The organism is Rhizobium leucaenae USDA 9039 (assembly GCF_000426285.1).
GTDB classification, from domain to species: domain Bacteria; phylum Pseudomonadota; class Alphaproteobacteria; order Rhizobiales; family Rhizobiaceae; genus Rhizobium; species Rhizobium leucaenae.
In genome coordinates this window covers 157003-180508 of sequence record NZ_AUFB01000013.1, presented here as the reverse complement: position 1 = coordinate 180508, position 23506 = coordinate 157003, and the positions used below count along the sequence as shown (strand labels likewise).

At 60.9% G+C, this 23506-nt stretch carries 25 protein-coding genes and 2 pseudogenes; 12 read left to right on the top strand and 15 right to left on the bottom strand.

The genetic code is table 11. The features are described 5' to 3' along the window. The 5 genes and pseudogenes from K290_RS36370 to K290_RS37985 all read left to right on the top strand — a co-directional run. Positions 1-174, top strand: a 174-nt coding sequence (locus K290_RS36370) for a DUF736 domain-containing protein (RefSeq protein ID WP_154668635.1), incomplete at its 5' end; no start/stop codon positions are given. 162 nt (positions 175-336) lie between these two features. Next, positions 337-504: pseudogene (locus K290_RS36365) on the top strand (DUF736 domain-containing protein); the annotation flags it as partial. Positions 505-828: 324 nt separating this feature from the next. Continuing rightward, positions 829-993: a hypothetical protein gene (locus tag K290_RS37990; RefSeq protein WP_167669584.1), complete on the top strand. Its 165-nt coding sequence runs from the start codon at positions 829-831 to the stop codon at positions 991-993. Positions 994-1316: 323 nt separating this feature from the next. Next, positions 1317-1808, top strand: a complete 492-nt coding sequence (locus tag K290_RS0120180) for a hypothetical protein (RefSeq protein WP_015341941.1) — start codon at positions 1317-1319, stop codon at positions 1806-1808. A 317-nt stretch (positions 1809-2125) separates the two neighbouring features. Beyond that, positions 2126-2299: a hypothetical protein gene (locus tag K290_RS37985; protein ID WP_167540210.1), complete on the top strand. Its 174-nt coding sequence runs from the start codon at positions 2126-2128 to the stop codon at positions 2297-2299. A 32-nt stretch (positions 2300-2331) separates the two neighbouring features. On the opposite strand, the gene K290_RS0120165 is transcribed toward K290_RS37985, so the two are convergent. From K290_RS0120165 to traC, 5 genes and pseudogenes are all read right to left on the bottom strand, one after another. Then, positions 2332-2589 carry a WGR domain-containing protein gene (locus K290_RS0120165; RefSeq protein WP_015341943.1) on the bottom strand — a complete coding sequence of 86 codons (258 nt, stop codon included), beginning with the start codon at positions 2587-2589 and terminating at the stop codon, positions 2332-2334. Between the two features lie 203 nt (positions 2590-2792). Then, positions 2793-3232: pseudogene (locus K290_RS36350) on the bottom strand (thermonuclease family protein). Between the two features lie 383 nt (positions 3233-3615). Continuing rightward, positions 3616-5589 carry a Ti-type conjugative transfer system protein TraG gene (gene traG / locus K290_RS0120155; protein ID WP_028753563.1) on the bottom strand — a complete coding sequence of 658 codons (1974 nt, stop codon included), beginning with the start codon at positions 5587-5589 and terminating at the stop codon, positions 3616-3618. Further along, entirely contained in the window at positions 5582-5797 is a 216-nt protein-coding gene (traD, locus tag K290_RS0120150; protein WP_028753562.1) for a type IV conjugative transfer system coupling protein TraD, read from the bottom strand. Before traD ends, traG begins: the two co-directional genes overlap by 8 nt. A 4-nt stretch (positions 5798-5801) precedes the next feature. Beyond that, positions 5802-6098 carry a conjugal transfer protein TraC gene (gene traC / locus K290_RS0120145; RefSeq protein WP_028753561.1) on the bottom strand — a complete coding sequence of 99 codons (297 nt, stop codon included), beginning with the start codon at positions 6096-6098 and terminating at the stop codon, positions 5802-5804. Between the two features lie 255 nt (positions 6099-6353). Here traC and traA point away from each other — a divergent pair, with 255 nt between their 5' ends. From traA to K290_RS0120115, 6 genes are all read left to right on the top strand, one after another. Further along, a complete protein-coding gene (traA, locus tag K290_RS0120140) occupies positions 6354-9665 on the top strand; it encodes a Ti-type conjugative transfer relaxase TraA (RefSeq protein WP_028753560.1) in 3312 nt (1103 codons plus the stop codon). Beyond that, a complete protein-coding gene (traF, locus tag K290_RS0120135; RefSeq protein ID WP_028753559.1) occupies positions 9662-10228 on the top strand; it encodes a conjugative transfer signal peptidase TraF in 567 nt (188 codons plus the stop codon). The genes traA and traF overlap by 4 nt, the downstream gene beginning before the upstream one ends. Next, entirely contained in the window at positions 10218-11381 is a 1164-nt protein-coding gene (locus tag K290_RS0120130) for a conjugal transfer protein TraB (protein WP_028753558.1), read from the top strand. Before traF ends, K290_RS0120130 begins: the two co-directional genes overlap by 11 nt. Before the next feature lie 17 nt (positions 11382-11398). Further along, positions 11399-12016, top strand: a complete 618-nt coding sequence (locus K290_RS0120125) for a TraH family protein (RefSeq protein ID WP_028753557.1) — start codon at positions 11399-11401, stop codon at positions 12014-12016. Positions 12017-12201: 185 nt separating this feature from the next. Continuing rightward, positions 12202-13395: an XRE family transcriptional regulator gene (locus tag K290_RS0120120; RefSeq protein ID WP_028753556.1), complete on the top strand. Its 1194-nt coding sequence runs from the start codon at positions 12202-12204 to the stop codon at positions 13393-13395. Between the two features lie 9 nt (positions 13396-13404). Next, on the top strand, positions 13405-13899 hold the full coding sequence (locus K290_RS0120115; protein WP_028753555.1) for a DUF4411 family protein: 495 nt from the start codon (positions 13405-13407) through the stop codon (positions 13897-13899). 17 nt (positions 13900-13916) lie between these two features. Here the strand turns inward: K290_RS0120115 and K290_RS0120110 are convergent, their stop codons facing one another. Then, positions 13917-14135 (bottom strand): helix-turn-helix domain-containing protein, encoded by a 219-nt coding sequence (locus K290_RS0120110; protein ID WP_028753554.1) that lies wholly within the window; start codon positions 14133-14135, stop codon positions 13917-13919. Between the two features lie 184 nt (positions 14136-14319). On the opposite strand from K290_RS0120110, the gene K290_RS0120105 reads away from it, so the two are divergent. Continuing rightward, the gene (locus tag K290_RS0120105; protein WP_028753553.1) at positions 14320-14640 is read left to right on the top strand and encodes a transcriptional repressor TraM; all 321 of its coding nucleotides are present in this window, start codon (positions 14320-14322) and stop codon (positions 14638-14640) included. Here K290_RS0120105 and K290_RS0120100 read toward each other — a convergent pair. From K290_RS0120100 to K290_RS0120060, 9 genes are all read right to left on the bottom strand, one after another. Beyond that, positions 14637-15350 carry an autoinducer binding domain-containing protein gene (locus K290_RS0120100; protein WP_028753552.1) on the bottom strand — a complete coding sequence of 238 codons (714 nt, stop codon included), beginning with the start codon at positions 15348-15350 and terminating at the stop codon, positions 14637-14639. The genes K290_RS0120105 and K290_RS0120100 overlap by 4 nt on opposite strands. Before the next feature lie 313 nt (positions 15351-15663). Then, on the bottom strand, positions 15664-16959 hold the full coding sequence (gene trbI / locus K290_RS0120095) for an IncP-type conjugal transfer protein TrbI (RefSeq protein ID WP_028753551.1): 1296 nt from the start codon (positions 16957-16959) through the stop codon (positions 15664-15666). 12 nt (positions 16960-16971) lie between these two features. Continuing rightward, positions 16972-17409, bottom strand: coding sequence for a conjugal transfer protein TrbH (trbH, locus tag K290_RS0120090; RefSeq protein WP_028753550.1), 438 nt, complete (start codon positions 17407-17409; stop codon positions 16972-16974). Positions 17410-17412: 3 nt separating this feature from the next. Beyond that, the gene (trbG, locus tag K290_RS0120085) at positions 17413-18222 is read right to left on the bottom strand and encodes a P-type conjugative transfer protein TrbG (protein ID WP_028753549.1); all 810 of its coding nucleotides are present in this window, start codon (positions 18220-18222) and stop codon (positions 17413-17415) included. A 17-nt stretch (positions 18223-18239) separates the two neighbouring features. Continuing rightward, positions 18240-18902, bottom strand: coding sequence for a conjugal transfer protein TrbF (locus K290_RS0120080; protein ID WP_028753548.1), 663 nt, complete (start codon positions 18900-18902; stop codon positions 18240-18242). Between the two features lie 24 nt (positions 18903-18926). After that, the gene (trbL, locus tag K290_RS0120075) at positions 18927-20105 is read right to left on the bottom strand and encodes a P-type conjugative transfer protein TrbL (protein ID WP_028753547.1); all 1179 of its coding nucleotides are present in this window, start codon (positions 20103-20105) and stop codon (positions 18927-18929) included. A gap of 4 nt (positions 20106-20109) precedes the next feature. After that, positions 20110-20286, bottom strand: coding sequence for an entry exclusion protein TrbK (trbK, locus tag K290_RS0120070; protein ID WP_028753546.1), 177 nt, complete (start codon positions 20284-20286; stop codon positions 20110-20112). Further along, a complete protein-coding gene (trbJ, locus tag K290_RS0120065; RefSeq protein ID WP_028753545.1) occupies positions 20280-21083 on the bottom strand; it encodes a P-type conjugative transfer protein TrbJ in 804 nt (267 codons plus the stop codon). Before trbJ ends, trbK begins: the two co-directional genes overlap by 7 nt. After that, a complete protein-coding gene (locus tag K290_RS0120060) occupies positions 21055-23505 on the bottom strand; it encodes a conjugal transfer protein TrbE (protein ID WP_028753544.1) in 2451 nt (816 codons plus the stop codon). Before K290_RS0120060 ends, trbJ begins: the two co-directional genes overlap by 29 nt. Between the last annotated feature and the right edge of the window lies 1 nt (position 23506).

Below are 23506 nucleotides of genomic sequence, written 5' to 3'. Positions count from 1 at the left end.
TTCCGCGTCACTGCAGGCGGTGTCGAGTTCGGAGCAGGCTGGACCCGCACCGCCCGCGAAACAGGCGCCGAATACCTCTCGCTCAAGCTCGACGATCCGTCCTTCACGGCCCCGGTCTACGCCTCCCTGGTCCAGGGCGACAAGGGCGAGCACAAGCTCATCTGGTCGCGCTGACCAGCACATCGGCGCTCCGCTTCACGGCGGGGCGCCTCTTCCACACCAGTGGAATTATGCGGAGCAGAAGCCGCCGCTATCGTCGAGAAATCCAGCCTTCAGCGATCAGCACTCCGCATAATCACACTCTCAGCATAATCGACATTTTGCGGTGCACCGCAAAACGTCGAGCTGGGCGCGGCCTGGCAGAAGCGCTCGGAGCAGGACCGCGACTACCTCTCGGTCAAGCTCGACGATCCGAGCTTCCCCGCCCCGATCTACGCAACGCTCACCGAGGTCGAAGGCGAGGACGGCTACCAGCTGATCTGGTCCCGCCCCAACCGGGACTGAGACCCGGACAAGGCCCCGCCGAAAGGCGGGGTCAAAACCGGTGACAGAGACAAGCCTGCGGCAGGCATCGAGCCTGCCGCCGGCTTTTTCGGTGCGATACGGAGAGGGACAATTGTCTGCTCAGATCGGGGTATCGTGTCGGGAGAAAATGTCGGCGTCGAAGGACGCGCGGTTCCCCCCAATTTTGCCTCCGCTTCGTACCTGCGCTCCAACAAAATCGGCTCCCCCACGCGCCGGCTCCGCCGGTCGCTGCCGCGCTCCTTGACCCCGTCATCTCCTCCCGCCCCGCGGTCTCGTCTTTCACGAACTCAAGGAGATTAGACGATGACGATCGAACAGCACATCGAGGAACTGCGGGCCGAGTTGAGGAACGCCTGCGATGCCGTCGAGCGGCGCCAGGTCGAAGCGGAGCTTCAGCTCGCCCAGGCTGATCTGGCCGTGGCGCTTGCCGAACAGGACGGCATCATCGAAGCCGAGCCGCCTTTCTGAGGCGGCTTTTCTGCGGCACGTCGAGCCGGTTCGCCGGATTGACCGGCTTATCGGCTGTCGGGGGTTTCACCCCTCGACACTCCCGCCGGCTCCCGCCGGATACGGTCGCGGCCCCTTCTGGCCCGCGGGTCTCTTCTCTCTCTGACGTCCCATTTTACTCCAGCAAATCCGGCGTCAAGAACGGCGCGGTCTCCCCCAATTTTTCCGTCGCTGCGCTACCCGAAAAATCGGCTCCCCCGCTTGCAAGTCGCGTTCCGCGCTCCTTGACCCCTCTTTGCCACGGAGTGGCCGATCTCCGTCATCAAGATGAAGGAGATCACATCATGACCACGGATCAGAACCTTATGCTCCACACGAAGCTTTCCGGTTTCCGGCTCGTCGTGCTTGCAAACCGCTTCGGCTGCGATACCACGTTTTCACGAGCGCTTCATGACCGCCTGATCGAAGGGCTCGATGCGGCTCACGCTCGCCTCCGCACCATCATGGCATTGGAACGGAGCGTTCTTGCCGGCGACGACGACTATGCCGCCTATCGGCTCGCAGGCGAGAACGAGATGTTCGAGCGTTTCACCATCAACTTGCAGGATGAGCTCGAGATCGATTTCGACACGCACGAATACCGCATCAACGGTGGCGGTTGGACCAATGCTTTGTCGGCGGATTGCGACGGCGTCGATATCGATTATCCAAGGCTGGTCGCGATGTGCGAGACCGAACTGGGTTCCTTGGCAGCGATCGTCAGGGATATCCGCCAGGAAACAGGCATCGTCATTCATGCGGCCCGTGTCGTCTACACAACGTACGAAAGCTCCTGAGGCGGCTTTTGCGATTTCCGCGGACGGCGAGAGCGGCTGCGTGAGGGCATTGGCAAGCTTTCGATCGCAGCGAGCGCGACCAGTTCAACGTCTCCTTGTCGACAAGCTGTCATCTCTCATCGGGGATATTGCAGCCCGTCCGTCCGGCCGCAACCTGGCGCCGCCGGAATTTTCCCCGCCGCATTCTGCGGCTCCTCGCGCGTCAAAATTCAGGCGCCGCCAGATCCTCCACATCCGTTTCGGCCTTGCAAGGTGCAACCCTGCTTCCCGGTCTGCTGTCGATCCCCGCAATGACGCAATCGACAAGGAGATCCATCATGCAACAGCTCGCTCAATTCCTCGCCGCCACCGGCCGCCAACTCCGCGCCCTCGGCAAGGTGATCAGCCACTTCTTCCGCAAGGGCAAGCTCGCATTGAAGCTTGCGATCAAGATCCCGTTCTTCGTTGACATCGAAGTGTCGTTCGAGACCGATTGGAACCTGCGCCGATGAGGCGCCTTACGGCCCGCTTCGGCGGGCCGTTCTCATTGTGCCACTGAGGCGCGCGGACGATAGCCGCGCTTGCGCTTTCGTCGGAGCAGATCGAGGAACAGGTCTACAGCTTCCTCTTCCCGACCGAAATGATGGATCATCATCTGTCCCTTGCTTCCGATGCGGCCCCATTTGCGCAGGAGACAGACGTCCCCGAACAGGTTCGGCTCGATTGACATGGCATAATAGCGCGCCATGTTCTTCGCTACATCGGTGCGTTCGACATAAAGATGGTAGGGTTGCGCGATCATGAGGGTAGAATCGCCGACCCCGGGAAACGCGTCCAACGACACTTATGAATCGGTCGGCGCTGATCGATTCACGACGGTGATGATAAGCGAGGGGACGAGACAGGCTTGGTGCGAGACGCCTTCGGCGCACGGCTCTACTCGCTCACGCTCCCCGAACCCGCCGGGCGGTTTCGGCCATCCGGCAACGATCCTCTCGCGGGTCCTCAGCCGCACCATCCATGTCTGGCACCGTCCCAGCGCCTGGCGAGGCCCTCATCGACAAGTCTGTCCCCGATCGAGTGCCCGGATCGTGTTACGGTCCGGAGCTTGCGACCATACTTGTCTTCATCGCGCAAGCCAGCGGAAAGCGAGAAGTTGCCGGCATTCAGCAGCGCCAGCAGGCGTGCCTTCGCCGCCTCGCCCTTGATGCGTTCCGCTTCGCAGCGCGGCGGGCTGAGTTCCGGCGTGTCGATATCCGCGATGCGGATTTTCTGGCCCTCGAACCAGAAGGTATCGCCGTCGACGACGCAGTTCATGCGCGCGCTCTCGCGCAAAACGCAAACGCGGCCGCCAATCTATCTGCCGCCGGCGTTCTGGCCAAAGCGAGTACGCCAGAGAGATCGCCGCCGCCGAAGGCAAACCAGCCTCCAGCAGCAACAATGATGGCTGAGATCAACGCCATCAGCGATGTGCGCGGACCTTTCTGTCCGGACTGGGGTGACTTTCCCCGCAGGCGATATCGATCATTCCTACTGCCGGACTTCCGCGGCCTTCTTAACGGAACCACATTCGATTTCGCCACTTGCCCGTCCTCTTCTGTTTGCCTCAAGCTATCTCGGACCTGGTTTCATCTGCGTTTACGGCCCGACCTGAAGTCGGGCCGGCAGGATGGTGTGCGCAGGCGGGGCGCAGTCGGTCCCGCCTCCCCTTCGGGTTACTCAAGTTGAGGCTCCTGCGGCTGCGCTGTTTCCCGCCCCTCGCACGACGAGAATTCCCGAAATCCCGCCCGTTGGGCGGCCGCTATGCTGATTTCTCCGATACTCTTCATTATGCTCGATCGGCCTTGCTCGTTGCACTGCGCGCCGGCTCGATCGGATGCGCGTCGGGCCTGCCTTTGAGCTGGTGAAACTTGTTCGTCCCGACGCACCTCTTCATATCCTCTCGCCGGAACCAGATGGCACGGCCGCATCTCAGCGGTGCGTTCCCCGCCGTGAAGACGATCTGCTCGTCGGCACGCATGCGCAGGACCTCATGAGGCTGGATCAGAGGTCTGGCGGCCAGTTGCTTCGATCGTGTGCGAGACGATCCCCTCGCCTGAGAACTGCGGCTGACCTGGTCGATCTCGACCGTCGTCATGCCGCAACGGCGCGAGATGTAATCGGCGGTTTCGGGATCGTTGATGGCGGCAAAGGAAATCCAGCTCGCGCTTTCGAACCATTTGCTTGCCGCGTCGCGACCGCCATAGGTCTCGCGCATCTGGCCGATCGACTGGTAGATCATGAGGAGCGTGATGCCGTATTTCCGACCGGCGTCGCGGGCTGTCTCAAGGATGCGCATGTAGCCGAGGCGCGCGACCTCATCGAGGAGAAAGAGAGTCCTGCCCTCCATTTGCCCATTGCGGTTATAAATCGCGTTCAGGAACGAGCCGATGATGACGCGCGCCAGGCCCGAATGCGTTTCCAGCGTCTTGAGATCGACATTGATGAAGATGTCGGTCTTTCCCTCTCCAAGATCTTGCGTCGTAAAGCTCGTACCCGAGACCAGGGCGGCGTAGTTCGGATAGGACAACCAATGTGTTTCCTTGACCGCGTTGGCGTAGACGCCGGAAAAGGTCTCGGGCGTCATGTTGACGAAAGCCGCGACATTTTCCTTCACGAAGTCCGAGTCTGAGTTGTCGTAGATCGACTGCAGCCGCTCCCGCAGTTTCGGCTCCGGCTCGGAGAGGTTCTTGCGCACCTGCCGAAGCGTCTGGTCGTTCTCCGGCGTGTGGCCGGAGAGGCAAACATCGGCAATCAGCGCTGTCAGCAGCTGCAAGGCCGAGGCGCGGAAGAAATCATCACGAACGCCGCGCGCGCCGCCGCTATCGCTCATGATCCAGGAGGCGACCGAGGCGATATCCTCCTCTTTCGTTCCGCCGAACCGGCCGATCCAGTCGAGCGCGTTGAAGCCGATCTCCGAGCGCTTCGGATCGAGGACAAAGACATCTCGGTCGGCGTCGCCACGGTGCTTCGACACCATCGGAGCGACCTCATTCGACGGGTCGAGGACGACGAGCGCCCCGCCCCATTTGAGCGCCGTCGGGATCGTGACCGATGTCGTCTTGAAGCCGCCGGAGCCGGCGAAGACGATGCCGTGCGACGAGCCGAACGAGCCGTCGAAGCAGAGCAGTGGTGAGGTCCCGCCTGCTCCCCACGTCTCGGCGCTGTCGGCGCGAAACGCGTATGCCGCGACGCTGTCCCTATCGACCCGGTAGCGCTCGCCGATGACCATGCCGCCATCCGCGTCAAACAGCTTTTCGGCTTGCGACAGCTTCATCCAGTCGGCCTCGCCGTGCAGAGCCCGCTTGCCGTAAATGCGTTTCGGCTCGGACCTGGCGAAAGCGGCGTTGCCGGCGATCGCCACCCGCATGCCGAACAACACGGACATCAGCACGGCGGCCGCGCCGATCGTCGTTGCGGGATCGAGATAGTTCAGGATCGACTTGCCGGCCGGCACCTCGCCCCGGAACGCGGAGAGCCGTATCGTCTCACGCAGGATCGCGACGACGAGCGTGGCGATCGCGCCCGTGAAAACGCCCCAACCGGCTGACCTAATCCTGGCTGAGCCGGCCACCGCAAACAGGAAGACGATGCCGACGAGGGAGGCGACGACATAGGGCAGAGCGATGCCCGCCCGGCCGAGCATCTGTTTTGCGGCATCGCTCTTGCCGAAGGCGGAAAGCCAGTGTTCGACCCCCGCCATGCCGACTGCCGTCAGCATCATCAATGCGCAGGGTGCGACGTATAGAACGATTCTATTCATCGCTCTCTCCGAACGCCGCAGCACCAATCGCGGTGAGCCGAAGGCGCTCCTGCTGATCTCCCTTCAGCCGGCCGGCGGCATCGATGAGAAGCCCGAGCAGCAGCGCCCGCTTCTCGTAGCGAAACCCGGCCTTGACGATGAGGCCGCCAAGCTCGATCTTTTCCCGCGTGTCCTTCTTGCGGGCGTCGGAAGTCGCCGTGCGCGCCATCCGCTCAAGCCTCAGCAGTCCCGCCCGCAGTCGCGCCAGCCGCGTCCTGCGTGGACGATGCGCTGCTTTCGCCGGCGCTACCCACCTTCTTCCCTCCGGTTGCAGCGACCTTTCCTCCGCGAAACCGCTTCGCCAGGTCCTCGAAGGCTGCCTGCAGCGTTGTCTCATCGACTTCGATTTCGCCGAGACCTGCCTTGAGCGCGATCCGGCCGATGCGCTCAGCCTCCCGGGTCTCGGCCGCCTTGAGTTGCTCTTGGAGCTTGGCGATTTCGTCGCGGATTTTCGAGGATGGCTTCTTCATGTGCTGATGACTCCTGGGTGAGAAAGCTTTGTCTTGCGAGGCCAGTCTTCCCGATCGACGCGCGGAACGCACTAGGCGGATCATGCAATCGCCAGCGGCGATGCTTTGGTGAATGATCCCGGCCGTTCCGAAGGAGCGGATCCGAAGGGCGCAATTATACGTCGCTGCCGCGACGCCCTGCTTTTAGGCCCTGGCGGGGCCTGCCGCTCCCGACGAACCCGTTGATATTGTTCGCAACCGGGAAAGAACTCCGCCGTGGCCGTCCCCCATTTCTCCGTCAGCGTCGTCGCCCGCGGCTCCGGCCGCAGCGCGGTGCTGTCGGCGGCCTACCGGCACTGCTCCAAGATGGAGTATGAGCGCGAGGCGCGGACGATCGACTACACCCGCAAGCAGGGTTTGCTCCACGAAGAGTTCGTCATCCCCGCCGATGCGCCGGAATGGCTGCGCGCGATGATTGCGGATCGATCGGTGGGCGGCGCCTCGGAAGCGTTCTGGAACAAGGTCGAAGATTTCGAGAAACGCTCCGACGCCCAGCTCGCCAAGGATGTGACGATCGCCTTGCCGATCGAGTTGACGCCCGAGCAGAACATTGCGCTGGTGCGGGATTTCGTCGAGCAGCACATCACGGCGAAGGGCATGGTCGCGGACTGGGTCTATCACGACGCACCGGGCAATCCGCATGTCCATCTCATGACGACGTTGCGGCCACTGACTGCGGATGGGTTTGGCGCTAAGAAGGTCCCGGTAACGGGGCCAGACGGCAATTCGATCCGCAACGATGCCGGCAAGATCGTCTATGAGCTCTGGGCCGGAAGCATCGACGATTTCAACCTGTTTCGGGACGGATGGTTTGCCTGCCAGAACCGGCACCTGGCCCTTGCGGGTCTCGACATCCGCGTCGATGGCCGCTCCTTCGAGAAGCAGGGAATTGACCTGGAACCGACCATCCATCTCGGCGTCGGCACGAAGGCGATCGAACGAAAATCCGATGGTGCGTCCGAGCCGGTCGAGCTCGAGCGTCTCGAACTGCAGGAGGCGAGGCGGAGCGAAAATGTCAGGCGGATCGACAGGAATCCTGAGCTCGTGCTTGCCCTGATCATGCGGGAGAAGAGCGTCTTTGACGAACGGGACGTGGCTAAAATCCTGCACCGTTACGTCGACGACGCGGTGCTGTTCCAAAGCCTGATGGTGAGGATCTTGCTCTGCCCCGAAACCTTCCGCATCGAGCGCGAGCGGATCGACCTTGCCAGCGGCATCCGAGTGCCGGCCAAATACACGACGCGCGACATGATCCGGCTCGAAGCCGAGATGGCCAATCGCGCCGTCTGGCTGTCTCAGCGATCGTCGCATGGCGTTCGCGAGGCAGTGCTGGCGGCGACATTCGAGCGCCATGAGCGTCTTTCGGATGAGCAGAAAACGGCGATCGAACATGTGGCGGGACCTGAGCGGATCGCCGCCGTGATCGGCCGTGCCGGCGCCGGCAAGACGACGATGATGAAGGCGGCACGCGAGGCATGGGAAGCGGCCGGCTATCACGTCGTCGGCGGCGCACTTGCCGGCAAGGCGGCCGAGGGCCTGGAGAAGGAAGCGGGCATCATCTCGCGCACGCTTGCGTCATGGGAGCTGCGCTGGAACCAAGGGCGGGATCAGCTCGATAGCAAGACGGTTTTCGTTCTCGACGAGGCCGGCATGGTGTCATCTCGGCAGATGGCGCTGTTCGTCGAAGCGGTGACGAAGACTGGCGCCAAGCTCGTTCTCGTCGGCGATCCCGAGCAGCTTCAACCGATCGAGGCAGGTGCCGCCTTTCGCGCCATTGCCGATCGCATCGGCTATGCCGAACTCGAAACCATCTACCGCCAGCGCCAGCAATGGATGCGTGACGCTTCGCTTGATCTAGCACGCGGTAAGGTCGGCAAGGCGGTCGACGCCTATCGCGCCAATGGCAGGGTCATCGGAGCGGATCTCAAAGCCGACGCTGTCGACAACCTCATCGCTGCGTGGGACCACGACTACGATCCGGCGAAGACGTCGCTGATCCTCGCTCATCTGCGCCGTGACGTCCGCATGCTCAACCAGATGGCGCGGATCAAACTCATCGAACGTGGGGTTCTCGATCAGGGAAACATGTTCAAGACCGCTGATGGCGAACGCAACTTCGCCGTCGGCGACCAGATCGTGTTCCTGAAGAACGAGGGATCGCTCGGCGTAAAGAACGGCATGCTGGCCAAGGTCGTGGAAGTAGGACCGGGGCGCATCACCGCGCTGATCGGTGATGGGGAGAATGCCCGCCACGTGCTGGTCGAAGATCGCTTCTACAACAACCTCGACCACGGCTATGCCACGACGATCCACAAGAGCCAGGGTGCGACGGTCGACCAGGTCAAGGTGCTCGCTTCCCTTTCGCTCGACCGCCATCTCACCTATGTCGCCATGACCCGTCATCGCGAGGATTTGGCCGTCTACTACGGCCGCAGATCCTTCGCGAGGAACGGCGGGCTGATCCCAATCCTGTCGCGAAGGAATGCGAAGGAAACGACGCTCGATTACGAGAAGAGCGCCTTCTACCGCCAAGCGCTTCAGTTTGCCGAAGCCCGCGGTCTCAATTTCGTCAATGTCGCCCGCACCCTGGTTCGCGACCGGCTGGAATGGGTCGTCAGTCAGAAGCAAAAACTTGCCAATCTCGGTCTCCGCCTTGCCGCCGTCGCCGGCAAGCTCGGACTCGTCCGCGGCGCCGCGCAGTCCCCAACCCAAAACAGCACCAAGGAGGCAAAGCCGATGGTCTCGGGCATCACAAGCTTCGCCAGATCGTTCGACCAGGCGATAGAGGACAAGGTCGCAGCCGATCCGGGATTGAAGAAGCAATGGGAGGAGGTCTCGACCCGCTTCCACCTCGTCTACGCCCAGCCGGAAAGCGCGTTCAAGGCCGTCAATGTCGACGCGATGCTGAAGGACGAGACCGTTGCGAAATCCACGATAGCCAAGATCGGATCGCAGCCCGAAAGCTTCGGCGCGCTGAAGGGCAAGAACGGGATTCTCGCCAGCCACGCCGACAAGCAGGAGCGAGAAAAGGCTCAAACGAATGCGCCGGCCCTGGCCCGCAACCTTGAGCGCTACCTGCGTCAGCGGGCGGAGGCGGAACGCAAATTCGAGGTCGAAGAACGCGCTGTCCGTCTGAAGGTCTCGATCGATATTCCCGCGCTGTCGCCAAACGCAAAACAAACGTTGGAACGCGTTCGCGATGCGATCGACCGGAACGACCTGCCCGCCGGCCTCGAATATGCGCTCGCCGACAAAATGGTGAAGGCGGAACTGGAGGGTTTCGCAAAGGCTGTCTCGGAGCGTTTCGGCGAGCGAACTTTCCTGTCACTCGCTGCGAAGGACCCCAACGGGCAGACGTTCAATGCCGTCACTCCGGGAATGACAGCCGGACAGAAAGCGGAGGTGCGAGCGGCGTGGAATTCGATGCGGACGGTGCAGCAGCTCGCCGCGCATGAGCGCACGACCGAGGCGCTGAAGCAGGCGGAGACGCTGCGCCAGACGAAGAGCCAGGGGCTCTCGCTCAAATGAAGACACTCGTATTTGCGTTTGGGACGCGACGCGGTCAAAGGACCCATGCTGTCCTGCTCCTGGCCCTGGCGGCATCCATCGTTGGGGGCGGTGTTGCTACGGCAATCGTCGGCGGTTTGCGCATCAACCTGACACCGAGCGAACCCCTCGGCCTCTGGCGCATCGTGGCGCTCGATCGCCCTGTGTCTCCTGGCGACCTCATCTTCATTTGCCCCCCGCAAACGACAGCTATGCGGGAGGCAAGGGAGCGTGGCTATCTCCGCGCCGGCACCTGCCCGGGCGGCGTTGCGCCGCTCATCAAGACGGTCGTCGCCGTTGCCGGGCAGCATGTCGAAATCGACGCCGACGTGACGATCGATGGACGCCGGATCGCTTTTTCCGAATTGGCTGAACGGGACGGCAACGGCCGGCCAATGACGTCCTATCCCGGCGGGGTCGTGCCTGACGAAAGCGTCTTTCTCCACTCAACGTTCCGGAGCTCCTATGACTCCCGCTATTTCGGCCCTCTGCCCGCCTCAGGAATCCTCGGCCTGGCGCAACCGGTGCTCACCTGTGCGCCGTGAGCACCTCCAGCCAGGCGCATTGATTGCCGTTTCAGTCATCGCCGGAGTGGTGGGATGGAGTGGCCACGTCCTGCTTCTTCCGGCCGCGTTCGCGTTTCCGGTTCTCTGGGCGCATGCACGAACGAGGCTGACGGCAGCAATGATCTCGGCTGGCTACTTCCTCGCCGCATCCCATGGATTGCCACAGGGCGTTGCCACCTTCTATTCCTCGGACCTCTGGCCGGGACTACTGCTTTGGCTCTGTGCTTCCGTCGGCTTCATCATCGTGCACACCGTCCTCTGGACAAAGAGGACGGGTGTTCGTCCGTGCCACTATCTCCTGGCGGCGGCTCTGATGGCCATTCCGCCATTCGGCATAACCGGATGGGCGCATCCGATCACCGCGGCGGGCGTGCTCTTTCCGGGATGGGGATGGTGGGGACTGGTTGCCGCGACAGCCGGCCTCGTGGGCCTCGTAACCCGCATGTGGCCAGCTGTCGCGATTGTCGTGGCAGGCTTTTGGATCGGGTCCGCCGCAACCTGGGACGAACCGAAACTAGCTGAATCGTGGCAGGGGGTCGACCTTGAAATGGGCGCATTGCTCGGCCGTGACTCCAGCATCGAGCGTCATCGTGATCTGATTGCCACGGTGAAGGATCGGGCATCGGGGGGCGCACGCACGATTGTTCTTCCTGAAAGCTCGCTGGGCTTCTGGACGCTCACCGTCGAACGGTTCTGGGTGCAAGCTCTGCGGGGAACTGACGTCACCGTCATCGCCGGCGCGGCCGTCATCGATGCGGGCGGATACGATAATGTTCTGGTCGCTATCTCCACCAAGGGCGCGCGGACCCTCTATCGCGAACGCATGCCGGTGCCGGGTTCGATGTGGCAGCCGTGGCGCGCGTTGCTCTCTCAGAGCGGCGGTGCGCGGGCACATGTCTTCGAAAATCCTGTCGCGACTGCCGCTGGCCATCGGATAGCGCCACTGATCTGCTACGAGCAACTGATCGTCTGGCCGGTCCTGCACTCCATGCTCGAGGATCCCGACCTCATTGTCGCTGCCGGCAATGGCTGGTGGACGCAAGGGACATCCATCGTCGCCATTCAGCGCGCGAGCGCCCAAGCCTGGGCGCGCCTCTTTGCCAAGCCAATTGTCTTTTCCTTCAACACCTGATTGCCCAAGGAGACGTCATGCTCGACGCGGCCCTCATCCAAAAATGCGCTGACCCTTCATTGAAAGCCGCGATCGTCGAACAGTTCGTGGCAGCTGCAGGCTCCAACGATCCATTGGCCGTCACCGTCAAATCCGGTGGCCGCTTGATCCTCGTTCCGAAGGCGAAAACATCGGACGAGGCGATGGCGATCGTCCGGCAGTATGTCGGTCAGGCGGTGGTTCGCGTCGGCCTGACCCAGTTTCCCGCCGGCGTTGGGATCAAGGATGTCGCCGATCTGAAGCCCGACCTGCTCGACAGTTGCGAAAACCTTCGCAAGGGGACGGCGATGTTCGCGAAAGTCTTGCGCATCGTCGCCAAATGGTATGGCAATCCGAAAAGCGATGAGGTTTTCCCGCAAATATTCGAGGACGCTGTCTATGCCTGGAAGACCGGGGAATTCGAGGGCGTGAGCGTTTTCCAGGCGCCCGATCCAGGGGGCTCAGTCGTCAATCAGCGTGAGCCGATCGACAGCGGTGGAACTGATGACGCACCACACGACGCTTCCCTGCCGACCGACGCCGAACCTCAAGATGAGAGGGAAGTTGGCGCAGCGGGGATGCGGATCGATCTTTCGCGTATCGGTGGGCAAAAGTAGCTGCACAGCTTCGTCCGGGATGATCGGCGCGATCGATGCCTGGCGTTGCGGATCTATCGAAGGCGAGCCGGCGACCGGGAAAAATGCTTCATGCTCGCCCACCGGCTCTGCCCTTCCTATATCTTTCCTAACGATTGCATGATCATATCAAAGGGCGTATCGCCTGCTTCGAACAGAGGAAAACGGTGCCCAAGGTCAATCCATCGATCCTGCGTTGGGCTCGCGAAACCGCGGGGCTCACTCTCGAGGATGCCGCTGAAAAAGTCGGTCTTGGCGAGGCTCGCGGACTAGCGGGCAGCGATCGCCTGGCCATGCTCGAAACCGGGGACAGCGAGCCGACACGGCCGATGCTCTTGAAAATGGCGGCGCAATATCGCCGGCCCCTATTGACGTTCTATTTGGCAGAGCCACCGGCGGTGGCCGCGCGCGGCGAAGATTTTCGAACCCTGCCGGCTGAGTTCGCAAAGCGCGATGCGGCGTTGGTCGACACACTGCTGCGTGAAGTCCGCGCGCGTCAGGAAATGGTCAGGGCCGTGCTCGAAACCGAGGACGAGGCAACCCCGCTTGATTTCGTCGGGTCGTTTGATCAAAGCCAGGGCGCCGAGGCATTGGCGAGCGCCATTCGGACGCGCCTTGTGTTCGAACTGAAGACGTACCGGCATGGAAGCGGCCGCGGAACGCCCAAGGGTTTCGCCTATCTTCGCGAGCGGGCCGAGGCGGCCGGCATTTTCGTGCTTCTTATCGGCAACCTTGGCAGTCATCACAGCACCCTGAATGTCGAACTCTTCAGGGGCTTCGCGTTCGCCGATCCTGTCGCGCCTTTCGTCGTGATCAACGATCAGGACAGCGAGCAGGCGTGGTCATTCACGCTTCTGCACGAGCTTGCGCATATCTGGCTCGGTCGGACCGGTGTCAGCGGGGGACGGCCGGCAAGCGCGATCGAGACGTTCTGCAATGATGTTGCCGGGCGCATCCTGCTGCCCTCGGCAGAGATCGCCCAGGAGCCTTCGCTCGTTGGGGCGTCGCAGGAACAGGTAATAGCGCGGGTTTCCGCAATCGCGGATGCTCGGCAGGTCAGCCACTCCATGGTGGCCTACAAGCTCTATCGCGAAGGCATCATCGACCAGGAAACATGGTCAGCGGTAACCACGCTATTCCGCCAGCAGTGGCTGAGGAACCGAGCCGCGCAACGCGATCGTGCGAGGGAAAACGAGGGAGGTCCAAGTTACTATACGGTCAAACGCCATAAGCTCGGCAATCGGCTCGTCGAACTCTCCAGGCGAATGCTGGCGGAGGGTGCCTTGTCGCCTTCAAAGGCCGCCGCGATCCTCGGTGTCAAAGCCAGCAACGTCTATTCCCTTACCGATAGCGCGGCTTAAGGAGAAGCCGTGCATCTCCTCGACGCAAACGTTCTGATCACCGCCCATAATCTGTACTACCCGATCGGCCGGTTTCCGGAATTCTGGGATTGGTTGGTCCATATGGGCGAGGCCGGCGAGATCAAAGTTCCCGTGGAGATCCTCGAAGAAATCACCGAGGGCTCGGAAATCGGTCGCTGGCTGAGCGAAGCTGACAACTACGGTGTTCTGCGGCTGGATGAAGATGTCGACCCGGCCTTGGTGCAGGCTGTTATCGAGAAATACGCTACCGATCTGAACGACGCTGAGGTCATCGAGATCGGGCGAGATCCGTTTTTGATCGCCTATGCGATGGCGCTGTCCGACGATCGAATCGTGGTGACGGTCGAGGCTTCGAAGCCAAGCGCAAAGCGCGCAAATCGCCGCATCCCCGACGTCTGCAAGGATCTCGGTGTCAGGTGGTGCAACAGTTTCGAAATGATGTCGGCCCTGAACTTCACGACGGGTTGGCGATCCCGAATCTGACGTTGGCGTTCGAATTGTCAGCCCGTATTTGTCTCCGTCAGGAATTCTCTTGGATCGACAGCCAGCGCTTGGGAGATCTGGCCAAGGACCGTGATCGTTGCAGACATCTCGGCGCGCTCAATGGCACCGATATGGCGCGCGCTTAGGCCTGTGCGATGGGCCAATTCTTCCTGCGTCAGTTTCTGGCCATGGCGGATACGACGCAAATTCCTAGCCATGACCTCGTTGAGATCCATGACATCAGCGGAACCAGAATCGGAATTATTGTTCTAGGAACTATAGTTCCGATTCGACAAAGCCTGTGATATTGCCGGTGGTCGGATGTTTACTCTTCCAAGAGGATCGTCTGACATAGGAGCCAAGAGGCGCGCGCGAATACGGCGCAGTCGTGCCAATCCATCGATCTGGGAAGGAAAAGAAATGCAAGATGCGGGTTCCTCGCAAGCCGGAGGAGACCAGAAGAAATCTCGATACAATTTGATGGACAAGGCGGAATTGGAGACGCTGACAGTGGCCGCCATTCGCGAACATCGCCGTCTGCTCGCCGCCGATCAGGCGGTCTACGAGGAGTGGATACGCGCAAGCGAGGATCCTACGATCGCCAGTTCGGTTCTGGAGACCCTTCAGGAGGAGCATTTTGCGCGCCAGAAAAGGGCCGCAGCTCAGCAGGATGAGCTTTCGGATATGCTCGACGCACTCGGCTTCGTGCCGGAAGTACCGGTCGATGACGATGTCAGCTAGCTGGGAGGCAGCAAACCCCGATCCTTGGCGATCGCCACAAGATGCGGAACCGACTCGGCGCCGAGCTTGCCACGCGCCTTATCGAGATGGTGCTGCACAGTCCGGAAAGCGATGCCGACCAAATTGGCGGTTGTAAGCGTACTCTTTCCTTTTGCCGCCCAGATCAAGCAGTCCATTTCACGCGGCGACAGCGCCTGCTTTGGATTGAGCGTGGTCTTGCCGCCGATCATCTTCAAGCGATAATGGATCATCATCACCAATTGCACAGCCTTTTTCGGGTCAAAAGCGACCGGCAGTTCCACATTCCTTTCGGAGGATGCGAAGGTCAGCATCATCGATGTTCCGTAGCTGCCTTCCACGGGAATGGTCATGCCACAACGGATTCCGTGCTCGATCGATTCATTGCGAAACTTTCTGAGCTCAGATGAGCCGCGCGGTCTCCAATCGTCCGCCGTCCAGAAGAAGATATCGCCTTTTCGTTTTGCCTGCGTCACCACGGGATCGATATTGGAGTAATCGGCCGAGAGATAGGTGCGTTCCCATGGCTTTGGGTAGGTGTTGAAGGTCTTGATCTGGGCGCCTTCCTTTTGAAGATAGGCAAACCGCTCGTAGCCGCAGGCCTCTGCGAAGCGCTTCATGGCACCTTTGATCGTAAGCTCGTCCTGCGCAGCTTCCAACATGTCGACGAGCGAGCGAAATTCTCCATCCACCAGCGTTTCTCCTGTCTTATCGACCTGTAGGTCGGTCATGATCTGGCACATCGAGACACTCGAACAGGCCTCGCCGCCCAGCGGCCAAGCCATAGCCACAATCAGCCACAGGCATCTCGACGCAACCCACGGTGCCAGAGCAGCGCGGAGCAGTCCCTCTAGCCGTGTACGCCTAGCACTACCTGTGAAAAGACAAGTTTCAAGTCCCCTTGAACTAAAAAGATGACAAAGACAGGAAAGTTATTGCGGAATTGCAATGTTGCACCGGCATGCGCGGCATGCCAGCGGCTGAAATGGCGTCGGACGATGTTCGTCAGTTTCTGCTGTAGGTCGACGGAAATATAATATCCTGGTCCACGAGCACGTTGAACTTGTAGCCGGGGCGGATCTGGATGGTCGGCTGCACATTCAGGTTCTTTGAAATGGTCTGCTCGGCGACCCTGCCGAACGATTCCGCAAAGTTGCGGCGGGCCGCGTCCGATGCAGTCTCCTGCGTTGCAAGCGTCGAGCTTTGCGGCATCGACATGTCGATCCCGGTTCCGATCAGTGCGATCAGCGCAGCAGAACTCCACGTGCGCCAGAGATGCCGATCGACCTTGTCCTTGAAGCCGCCATAGCCTTCGGCATCCGTACCGGCCATGCCGCCGATCTGCAGGGTTGAGCCATTCGGGAAAATGAGATCGGTCCACACGACAAGGACGCGTTCCTGGCCGAACGAGACCTTGGAATCGTAACGGCCGAACAGTTTTGCCCCCTGCGGGATCAGCAGCCGGTAACCGGTGGCGCTGTCATAGACGTTCTGACTGACCTGCGCGGTGATCCGTCCGGGAAGGTCGGAGTTCAGGCCGGTGATCAGGGTGGCGGGAATGACGGAGCCGCGCTTGAGCTCATAGGCTGACATTTGCGGCACCACCCGGTTCGGCAAATAGCCAAGGTCCTTGATGTCCTGGTTGAAGAAATCTTCCTTTGATGTCTGAGCGTTGGGATCGACATTCTGCCCCATCAGACCGGACTTCATGGCAGCGGCGTATAGGTCCGAGGCGCTATTGGCAGTCGTCGCCCGCCGGTCGGTCTCTCTGGAGGCGTTGGCTGCCTTGTCGATGTCGGAAATATCCACCTTCAACGGCGAGTCCAACGCTGTCGCCCGCGCCTGGAGCCGGGCCATGCGCTGCCGTTGCGCTTCACGGATATACTGTTCGTCCTGCTCCCGTTTCAGGCGTGCCTTCCATTCCGCTTCCGATTCAAGTCTAGGGCGCCGCTCCTCTCGCTGGGTGGGTGTGCGATCAACAACGGCGGTTTCCTTCGCGACTTTCTGTTCGACGGCGGGCGTCGGCTGGAACACTTCGCGTTGTTCCGGATCGCCGATGATGCCGTCGGTGACACCACGCTTGAGCTGGTCGCCGAAGTTGGTTGCGGGAGCATTCGAGGCGCTGTCGAGATCGTTGTTCCGATTGAAGGGGAGACCGCGCCATGACAGCCCGATGACGACGACGCCGACAAATAGCGCAACGATGATGATGGCGACGATGATTGGCAGACGGTTCAGACGGCGCATACCCTTCTGATCGTCGGCCTGGCTGGAGGTGCCCAGCTGCAGAGATTGGACCATGCTCGCCTCCTCTCAATTGCGCTGCATGATCGAGAGGGGGCTTGCCGGCACGGCACCCCCGGTCGTTGCGGTGTAGGCGCGGCCAAGGGCGATCGAGGGCGTCGACAGTCTTGCAAGAACCTGGCCGTCGACGTCGTCGAGCGAATAGGCGAGTTCGACGGGTTTGACGTCCTTGCCAACCTTGCCATCGGTTACGACCGTATAGCCCCAACCCTTCAGCGCAGCCTCGAGCGCTGTTGCAAAGTCTGATGAGTCCTTCTCCATCTTGATGGTCGTCGTGCCCGCGGGACCGACCTGCTCGGCAAGCCGGCTTGCCATGTCGCCGGCAATTGCACTTGCCGCCGAACCTGTGAGGGTGGTCGGCGTCGAACCGGTGGTCAGCCCGTCCTCAGCCGTTTGGCAGCCCGTAAGTACAAAAGCGATCGTGATCGCAACAACAAGGTTTCGCATTGGTCAGCCTCCCCGCCGGATGGTGATCTTCTGCTGGCGCCAGCCGACACCGGAGACGAGGATTGCTTTGTCGACCGCGTAGTCGACGATCATCAAGTCGTTCTTCATTCGATAGTTTACGATGCGATTCTGGCCACCGCTGACGACGAAAAGAACCGGCGCATCCTGGCTCGAGACCGATTTCGAGAACTGGATGTAGGTCTTGGCGCCGTCCGAATAGACGCGCTTCGGTTTCCAGGGCGCGCTGCCACTGATGGAGTAAGAAAAGTTCAGCTTGTCGGGCGCGGTTCCAGGAATGCCGCCGGTCTCCAGCCGTGAGTTGATATCGGCAAGCTTGGTCGAGACATCCTCCGGATATTCGAAGCCGACGCGGGCCATGTACTGGCTCGGATGCGATTTCAGTTGGATGTGATAGGTGCGCCGCGAGGTCGTGACGACCATTGACGTGACGAGACCCGCCTCCGACGGCTTGACGATCAGATGGATCGCCTGGCCGCCGGTGGCGCCGGAGGTCGCGGGCTCGACTTTCCAACGCACCGTGTCTCCAACCAAAACGTCCCGGACGATCTCGCCGCCCTGGAGTTCGATATCGCAGACTTGCAGCGGTGAGCAGACGACCGATGGCTGCGTCTCCCCGAATAGGAAAATGACCTTGCCATCGGGGCCGGTTGTCACCAGTCCCGATGTGCCACGCCATTTCCTGGAAATGTTCGTCCCCTTCACCTCATTGTTCGACATGCTCTGTGCTTGCGCACCGCTCACGAAGACGAGTCCGGCCAGGCAGCCGGCCGCGATCAATCCTGTTCTGTGCATTGAGTGAATCCCCTGCCTTAAAGCTGTGCTGTCCAGTCGAAATCCCGGACATAGAGGCCGATCGGATTGAGGCGGATGGTCGCCTCATCCTGCGGTGCGGTAAGCGTCACCGTTGCGATGCCGCGAAACCGGCGCGTGCCTATTTCCTTGCCCTTGCGGTCGCGTTCGTATTCGGTCCAGTCGATCTGATAGGTCTGGTTCGAGAGCGCCACGATATTGTTGACCTCGATCGCAACGGTCGAAGACTTCGCCTTTTCGAACGGCGAGTTACCGCGGAACCAGGCGTTGATCTTCTCGGTCGAGGGATCCGATGTTCGAAGGAGTGCGTAGGTTCGATCGATATACTGCTTCTGCACCACTGCATCCGGCGTGATCGAACGGAAGCTGGTTACGAAGTTTCCGAGCGTCGCGCGTACTACCCGAACATCGGCATATTCAATCTGTTGCGGGTAACCAGACGTCACCGCGGTCCCGAGTTTGTCGACCTCGACGATATAGGGAACCAGCTTGACCTGGGTGCTGAGATACATCGCATATGCGAATCCAATCACGGCCATGGTCAAACCGAGGATGCCGACGATGCGCCAAGCGGCGGCGGACTGCACATAGGAACCGTATCGCTCATTCCATTCCTGGCGCGCGGCAAGATAGGGGTTTTCGGGGGCGCGGTTCGCTGCCATCGATCGATCACTTTCTGATTGCTGTTAGTCTTTGCGTTCGGGAGGTGGCTTCGGCCCGCTATGCCCGCTGCGCGCTTGGTCGAGCTTGGCGTTAGCGAGACCGAGGATCGATCCGGCATAGGCTCCGGGAGAACCGATGGCCTTTTCCTTGGCAGCGGACCCCGCCGCTTTTCCCGCGGACCCGATTCCTGCACCGAAACCACGAAGAGCTGCACCTGCAACGGATGACCCAGCAGCGCGAGCAGCCTGGGCAGCCGCAAAGCCTGCGCCCGCCGCACCCGCTGCAAGGAACCCGGCGCCCGTGGCGAAGGATGCCGCTTGGCCGCCGTGGCGGATCGCCTCCATTCCGCCCGAAACCGAGGCGCCCTGGACAACGCCCTGCATGATGTTCGGCACATAAATCGCGACAATGAAAACGACGACGGCAATGCCGGCAATCGCAAGCGCGGTCTGGAATTGTTCGCCAATGTCGGGTTGGTTTGCCAATCCGATCAGAACCTCCGATCCGATCCGCGAGATCATGACCAGTGCCATGAGCTTCATTCCGACCGAGAAAGCATAGATCAAATATCGGACAGCGAAGTCTTTGGTATAGGAGGAACCGCCCAGGCCGAGCATGATCGTGCCGGCGAGCAGGCCGATATACATCTCGACCATGACAGACACGAAAATCGCGGCGACGAGCGAGAACGAGATGACAACGACGACCATCGCAAAAGCGGCAGAGATCGCCAGCGCATTGTCCTCGAAAAGCCCAAACTGGATCTTTTCCGACATCTTGGTGGCGACGGCGAGTCCGGCATTGAAGACATCGGCCGGCGAAGCGGTGCCGCCTCCGGCGCCGATCTGGAACAGGCTATCAACTACTGCCTTGGCGAAGGTCGGCCCTTGTGCCAACACGAAAGCGAAGAAGCCGACGAACATGATCCGCCGGACGAGCTCGGCGAACCAGCTGTCGAGCGATGCAGCTTGTATCGCGAGCCAGACGGCAGCTATGCCGATCTCGATCGTTGCCAGGATCCAGAAAAGCGACTTCGCCGCATCCATGACGGTTGTTTCCCAACCCTTCGCGGCCGTTGTAATCTGGCTTTGCAATGAGGTTAGCACCGAGCCTTCCTGGGCGAGGGCTGGCTGAGCCGCCAGCACGCATAAGGTCGTGAGCAGGATCGCAGCCCTGAGCCGTTGAAGAGATATTGCCGTCATCTCCTCACCACTCGACTTTCATTTTTTCGCCGCCAGAGGTCGGATATTTCTTCGACGAGCCGAAGAACTGGTCACGACGCTCCTGAGCAACCTGCTTTTCGGAGATGAGCAGCCAGATGCCAGCGCTGCCGGCCGCCAGGAAAATCGCGATTGCGACTAGGATCGATTTTGTTCTCACCATTCCACCTTCATTTTTTCGCCGCCGGAGGTGGACGGTGCCGTTCCGCTGAAGAATTTCTCGCGACGCGCCTGCGCGAGGTCCTTGTCGGTCTGTTCAGTCTGGAGCCAGGTGCCCATCATGGTCATCTGCTGGGATACCAGGCCACGAAGCTTCTGCATCTGTGCGACCTGCTGCGCGGCGATCTCGTGTCCGACCTGCAGAGCCTTCATCTGCCCGTCGGCGGTCTCGGACATGGACCGCAGCGAAGACATCGTGCCTTCTTCGGTGTCGAACTGCTCTGCCGTCAGGCTCGCGGCCTTCAGCGTGCTGGCGATCGTGTCCCGGTTGGTGTCGGACCAGGTCTGATAGCTTGACGAAAAGCTCTCGGAGTTAGGCAGGTTGGTCTTGAGACTGGAATAGCTCTGGAAGCGCTGCTGCAGCACATCGTCGGCATTGCCCATGGAAAATGAGATGCTCTGGCCCTGGTCGACGATGCTGCGAAGCTGATTGAGATCGCTTTCGACCTGTCCCCACGTATGCGAGGGAAGCGTCGCGGTGTTTTGCAGCAGGTTCTGGTAGATATTGAGCTGGGTTTCGATCTGTTGCGCCAGCTGGCTGATCTGGGTGAGCTGGTTCTGAATTTGCTCGCCCGATTTCCCGACCAACGCGACCAACTCGCCGTTGTTCAGGACCTGCGTCCATTCTGTGGCGGCACCAGTGGCGGTGCCGGCATCTGCGGGCACGGCGGTGCCGGCCATCAATGCGACTGCCGCCAGACCGGCGAGCAATCTATTCGAAGTTGAGCAGCGATACGGCATCGTGAACTCCTCTCGTTTGAAGCCAGTGGATCGGCCAGTCGTGGCCATGTTCGGAATGGAGCGCGCGGATGCGCTTCAGGTCTTCCTTGCCGGAGGCCCCGACAAAACTGAGCGCCACAGGGCCGAGCGCCATATCGAATAGCCGCCGGCCTTCGGGGGTGACCACGTAGTATTCGCGCTTGGGAGTAGCGTTCGAGACGATCTCGATCTGCCGCTCGTTGAAGCCGATCCGCTCGTAGAATTCGCGCGTCCCAGGCTCACGAGCGGCGCCGTTCGGCAGGCAGATCTTCGTCGGGCAGGATTCCTTCAGGACATCGATGATTCCGGAGCGCTCAGCGTCCGAGATGGACTGCGTGGCAAGCACGACGGCGCAGTTGGCCTTGCGCAGCACTTTAAGCCATTCGCGGATTTTGTCGCGAAACACCGGATGACCGAGCATCAACCAGGCCTCGTCGAGGACAATCAGGCTAGGCGAGCCATCGAGACGCTTTTCGATCCGGCGGAACAGATAGGTGAGAACGGGCACGAGATTGCGCTCGCCCATATTCATCAGCTGTTCGATCTCGAAGGTCTGGAAGGCGCGGAGGGTCAAACCGTCCTGTTCGGCGTCGAGCAACTGACCCATCGGTCCATCGACCGTGTAATGATGGAGCGCGTCCTTGATCTCGCGCATCTGAACGCCGCTCACAAAGTCCGAAAGCGATCGGCCGGCTACGCTCGCCATCAAACCAATCTGACGCGAGATAGCGTTGCGGTGATCTGGAGTGATGGCAACGCCCTGCAGCGCAACCAGCATTTCTATCCATTCCGTCGCCCATGCGCGATCACTATCGGTCGCGAGCTCCGAGAGTGGGCAGAAGGCCAGCGCCTCTTCGTGAGCGTCGCCGCCGATCTCGTAGTGATCGCCGCCTGCGGCGAGTGTCAACGGCAGGAGCGAGTTCCCCTTGTCAAAGGCGAACATCTGGGCGCGATCGTAGCGCCGGAACTGCGCTGCGATCAGTGCCAGCAGCGTCGACTTGCCCGAACCGGTCGGCCCAAAGATCAGCGTGTGACCGACGTCGTCGACATGGAGGTTCAAGCGAAACGGCGTCGAGCCGCTGGCCACCTGCATCAGCGGCGGAGAGTTCGGCGGGTAGAATGGGCACGGTGCGACAGGGCTGCCCGACCAGACAGAGTTGAGTGGAATGAGATCGGCAAGGTTGCTGGTGTTGATCAGCGGTTCGCGGATATTGCAATACCAGTTGCCCGGCAGACTGCCGAGAAAGGCGTCGGTCGCGTTGAGCGTTTCGATCCGCGCCCCGAAACCCTCGGCCTGGATCAGCCGGCGGACAGCCTCTGCCTTCTCCTGCAAGGCTTCGCGATCGTGATCGAAGAGGACAATGACCGGGGTATAGTAGCCGTATGCCACCAATTGTGAGGAAGCCTGGGCAATGGCGTCCTCGGTCTCGGCCACCATGCTCATGGCGTCCTGATCGACTGAGCGGCTTTGCGTCTGGAAGAGTTGATCGAAGAACGGCCTTACCTTCTGCTGCCACTTCTTGCGGGTGCGTTCGAGTTTCTGCCGCGCCTCTTGTGCGTCGAGAAAAATGAAGCGCGATGACCAGCGATAGGTAAGCGGCATCAGGTCGAGGCTATTGAGAATCCCCGGCCAGCTCTCCGCCGGCAGACCGTCGATCGCCACGACGCCGAGAAAGCGGCCTTCGACCTTTGGTGTCAGCCCATGCTCAAGCTCGGCGGTGGCGATCCAGTCGAGGTACATCGGCGCATCCGGCAGTCGGATCGGATGGTTTTCGCCGGTGATGCAGAAGCGAACGAATTGCAGCAGCTCGTCGTAACGGGCGACCCGCTCCCCTCCCCTCTCGACGACTTCGCGCGTTTCCATCCGGCGTATAGACAGGGTGTTGGCAAGATACTGCTCGATCTCGCGCACGGCGTTCTTGAAGACGAACAGCACCGTGTCCGCATAGCTCTTCTTGCGGCTCTCCTCGTCCGAGTAGATGTATTTGCTGAGCGCCGTCTTTTTGGACTCGAGCGGCCGATATGTGAGGACGAGCGCGTGCTTGCTTTCGAAATGTCCCTGCACGCGCGCGAAATGCGCCCGCCGTTCGGCGTCGATCGCGCGCGTGACCGTGTCGGGAAAGTGGCAACGATCATCTGACGGATAGTCGAACGTCGGAATGCGGACCGCTTCGACTTGGATCATCCAGCCGCTTCCGAGCCTCGACAGTATTGTATTGATCTGGCGCGAGAGTTCGTTGCGCTCCAGATCCGTCGCGCTTTCGGAATCCGGGCCGGCAAAGTACCAGCCGGCCATTAGGCTCCCATCTTTCAACAGGAGCACACCATTGTCGACCAGACCGGCATAGGGAACGAGATCCGCGAAGGACGGGCCAGTGGCCCGGAAGCGTTTGAGCGCGACCATG

What these genes read in the sequence shown, in the direction of transcription:
- K290_RS37990 (WP_167669584.1), top strand. Translation starts at nt 829, where the DNA reads ATGACGATCGAACAGCACATCGAGGAACTGCGGGCCGAGTTGAGGAAC.
- K290_RS0120180 (WP_015341941.1), top strand. Translation starts at nt 1,317, where the DNA reads ATGACCACGGATCAGAACCTTATGCTCCACACGAAGCTTTCCGGTTTC.
- K290_RS37985 (WP_167540210.1), top strand. Translation starts at nt 2,126, where the DNA reads ATGCAACAGCTCGCTCAATTCCTCGCCGCCACCGGCCGCCAACTCCGC.
- K290_RS0120165 (WP_015341943.1), bottom strand. Translation starts at nt 2,589, where the DNA reads ATGATCGCGCAACCCTACCATCTTTATGTCGAACGCACCGATGTAGCG.
- traG (WP_028753563.1), bottom strand. Translation starts at nt 5,589, where the DNA reads ATGAATAGAATCGTTCTATACGTCGCACCCTGCGCATTGATGATGCTG.
- traD (WP_028753562.1), bottom strand. Translation starts at nt 5,797, where the DNA reads ATGGCGCGCACGGCGACTTCCGACGCCCGCAAGAAGGACACGCGGGAA.
- traC (WP_028753561.1), bottom strand. Translation starts at nt 6,098, where the DNA reads ATGAAGAAGCCATCCTCGAAAATCCGCGACGAAATCGCCAAGCTCCAA.
- traF (WP_028753559.1), top strand. Translation starts at nt 9,662, where the DNA reads ATGAAGACACTCGTATTTGCGTTTGGGACGCGACGCGGTCAAAGGACC.
- K290_RS0120125 (WP_028753557.1), top strand. Translation starts at nt 11,399, where the DNA reads ATGCTCGACGCGGCCCTCATCCAAAAATGCGCTGACCCTTCATTGAAA.
- K290_RS0120110 (WP_028753554.1), bottom strand. Translation starts at nt 14,135, where the DNA reads ATGGATCTCAACGAGGTCATGGCTAGGAATTTGCGTCGTATCCGCCAT.
- K290_RS0120105 (WP_028753553.1), top strand. Translation starts at nt 14,320, where the DNA reads ATGCAAGATGCGGGTTCCTCGCAAGCCGGAGGAGACCAGAAGAAATCT.
- trbI (WP_028753551.1), bottom strand. Translation starts at nt 16,959, where the DNA reads ATGGTCCAATCTCTGCAGCTGGGCACCTCCAGCCAGGCCGACGATCAG.
- trbH (WP_028753550.1), bottom strand. Translation starts at nt 17,409, where the DNA reads ATGCGAAACCTTGTTGTTGCGATCACGATCGCTTTTGTACTTACGGGC.
- trbG (WP_028753549.1), bottom strand. Translation starts at nt 18,222, where the DNA reads ATGCACAGAACAGGATTGATCGCGGCCGGCTGCCTGGCCGGACTCGTC.
- K290_RS0120080 (WP_028753548.1), bottom strand. Translation starts at nt 18,902, where the DNA reads ATGGCAGCGAACCGCGCCCCCGAAAACCCCTATCTTGCCGCGCGCCAG.
- trbL (WP_028753547.1), bottom strand. Translation starts at nt 20,105, where the DNA reads ATGACGGCAATATCTCTTCAACGGCTCAGGGCTGCGATCCTGCTCACG.
- trbK (WP_028753546.1), bottom strand. Translation starts at nt 20,286, where the DNA reads ATGGTGAGAACAAAATCGATCCTAGTCGCAATCGCGATTTTCCTGGCG.
- trbJ (WP_028753545.1), bottom strand. Translation starts at nt 21,083, where the DNA reads ATGCCGTATCGCTGCTCAACTTCGAATAGATTGCTCGCCGGTCTGGCG.
- K290_RS0120060 (WP_028753544.1), bottom strand. Translation starts at nt 23,505, where the DNA reads ATGGTCGCGCTCAAACGCTTCCGGGCCACTGGCCCGTCCTTCGCGGAT.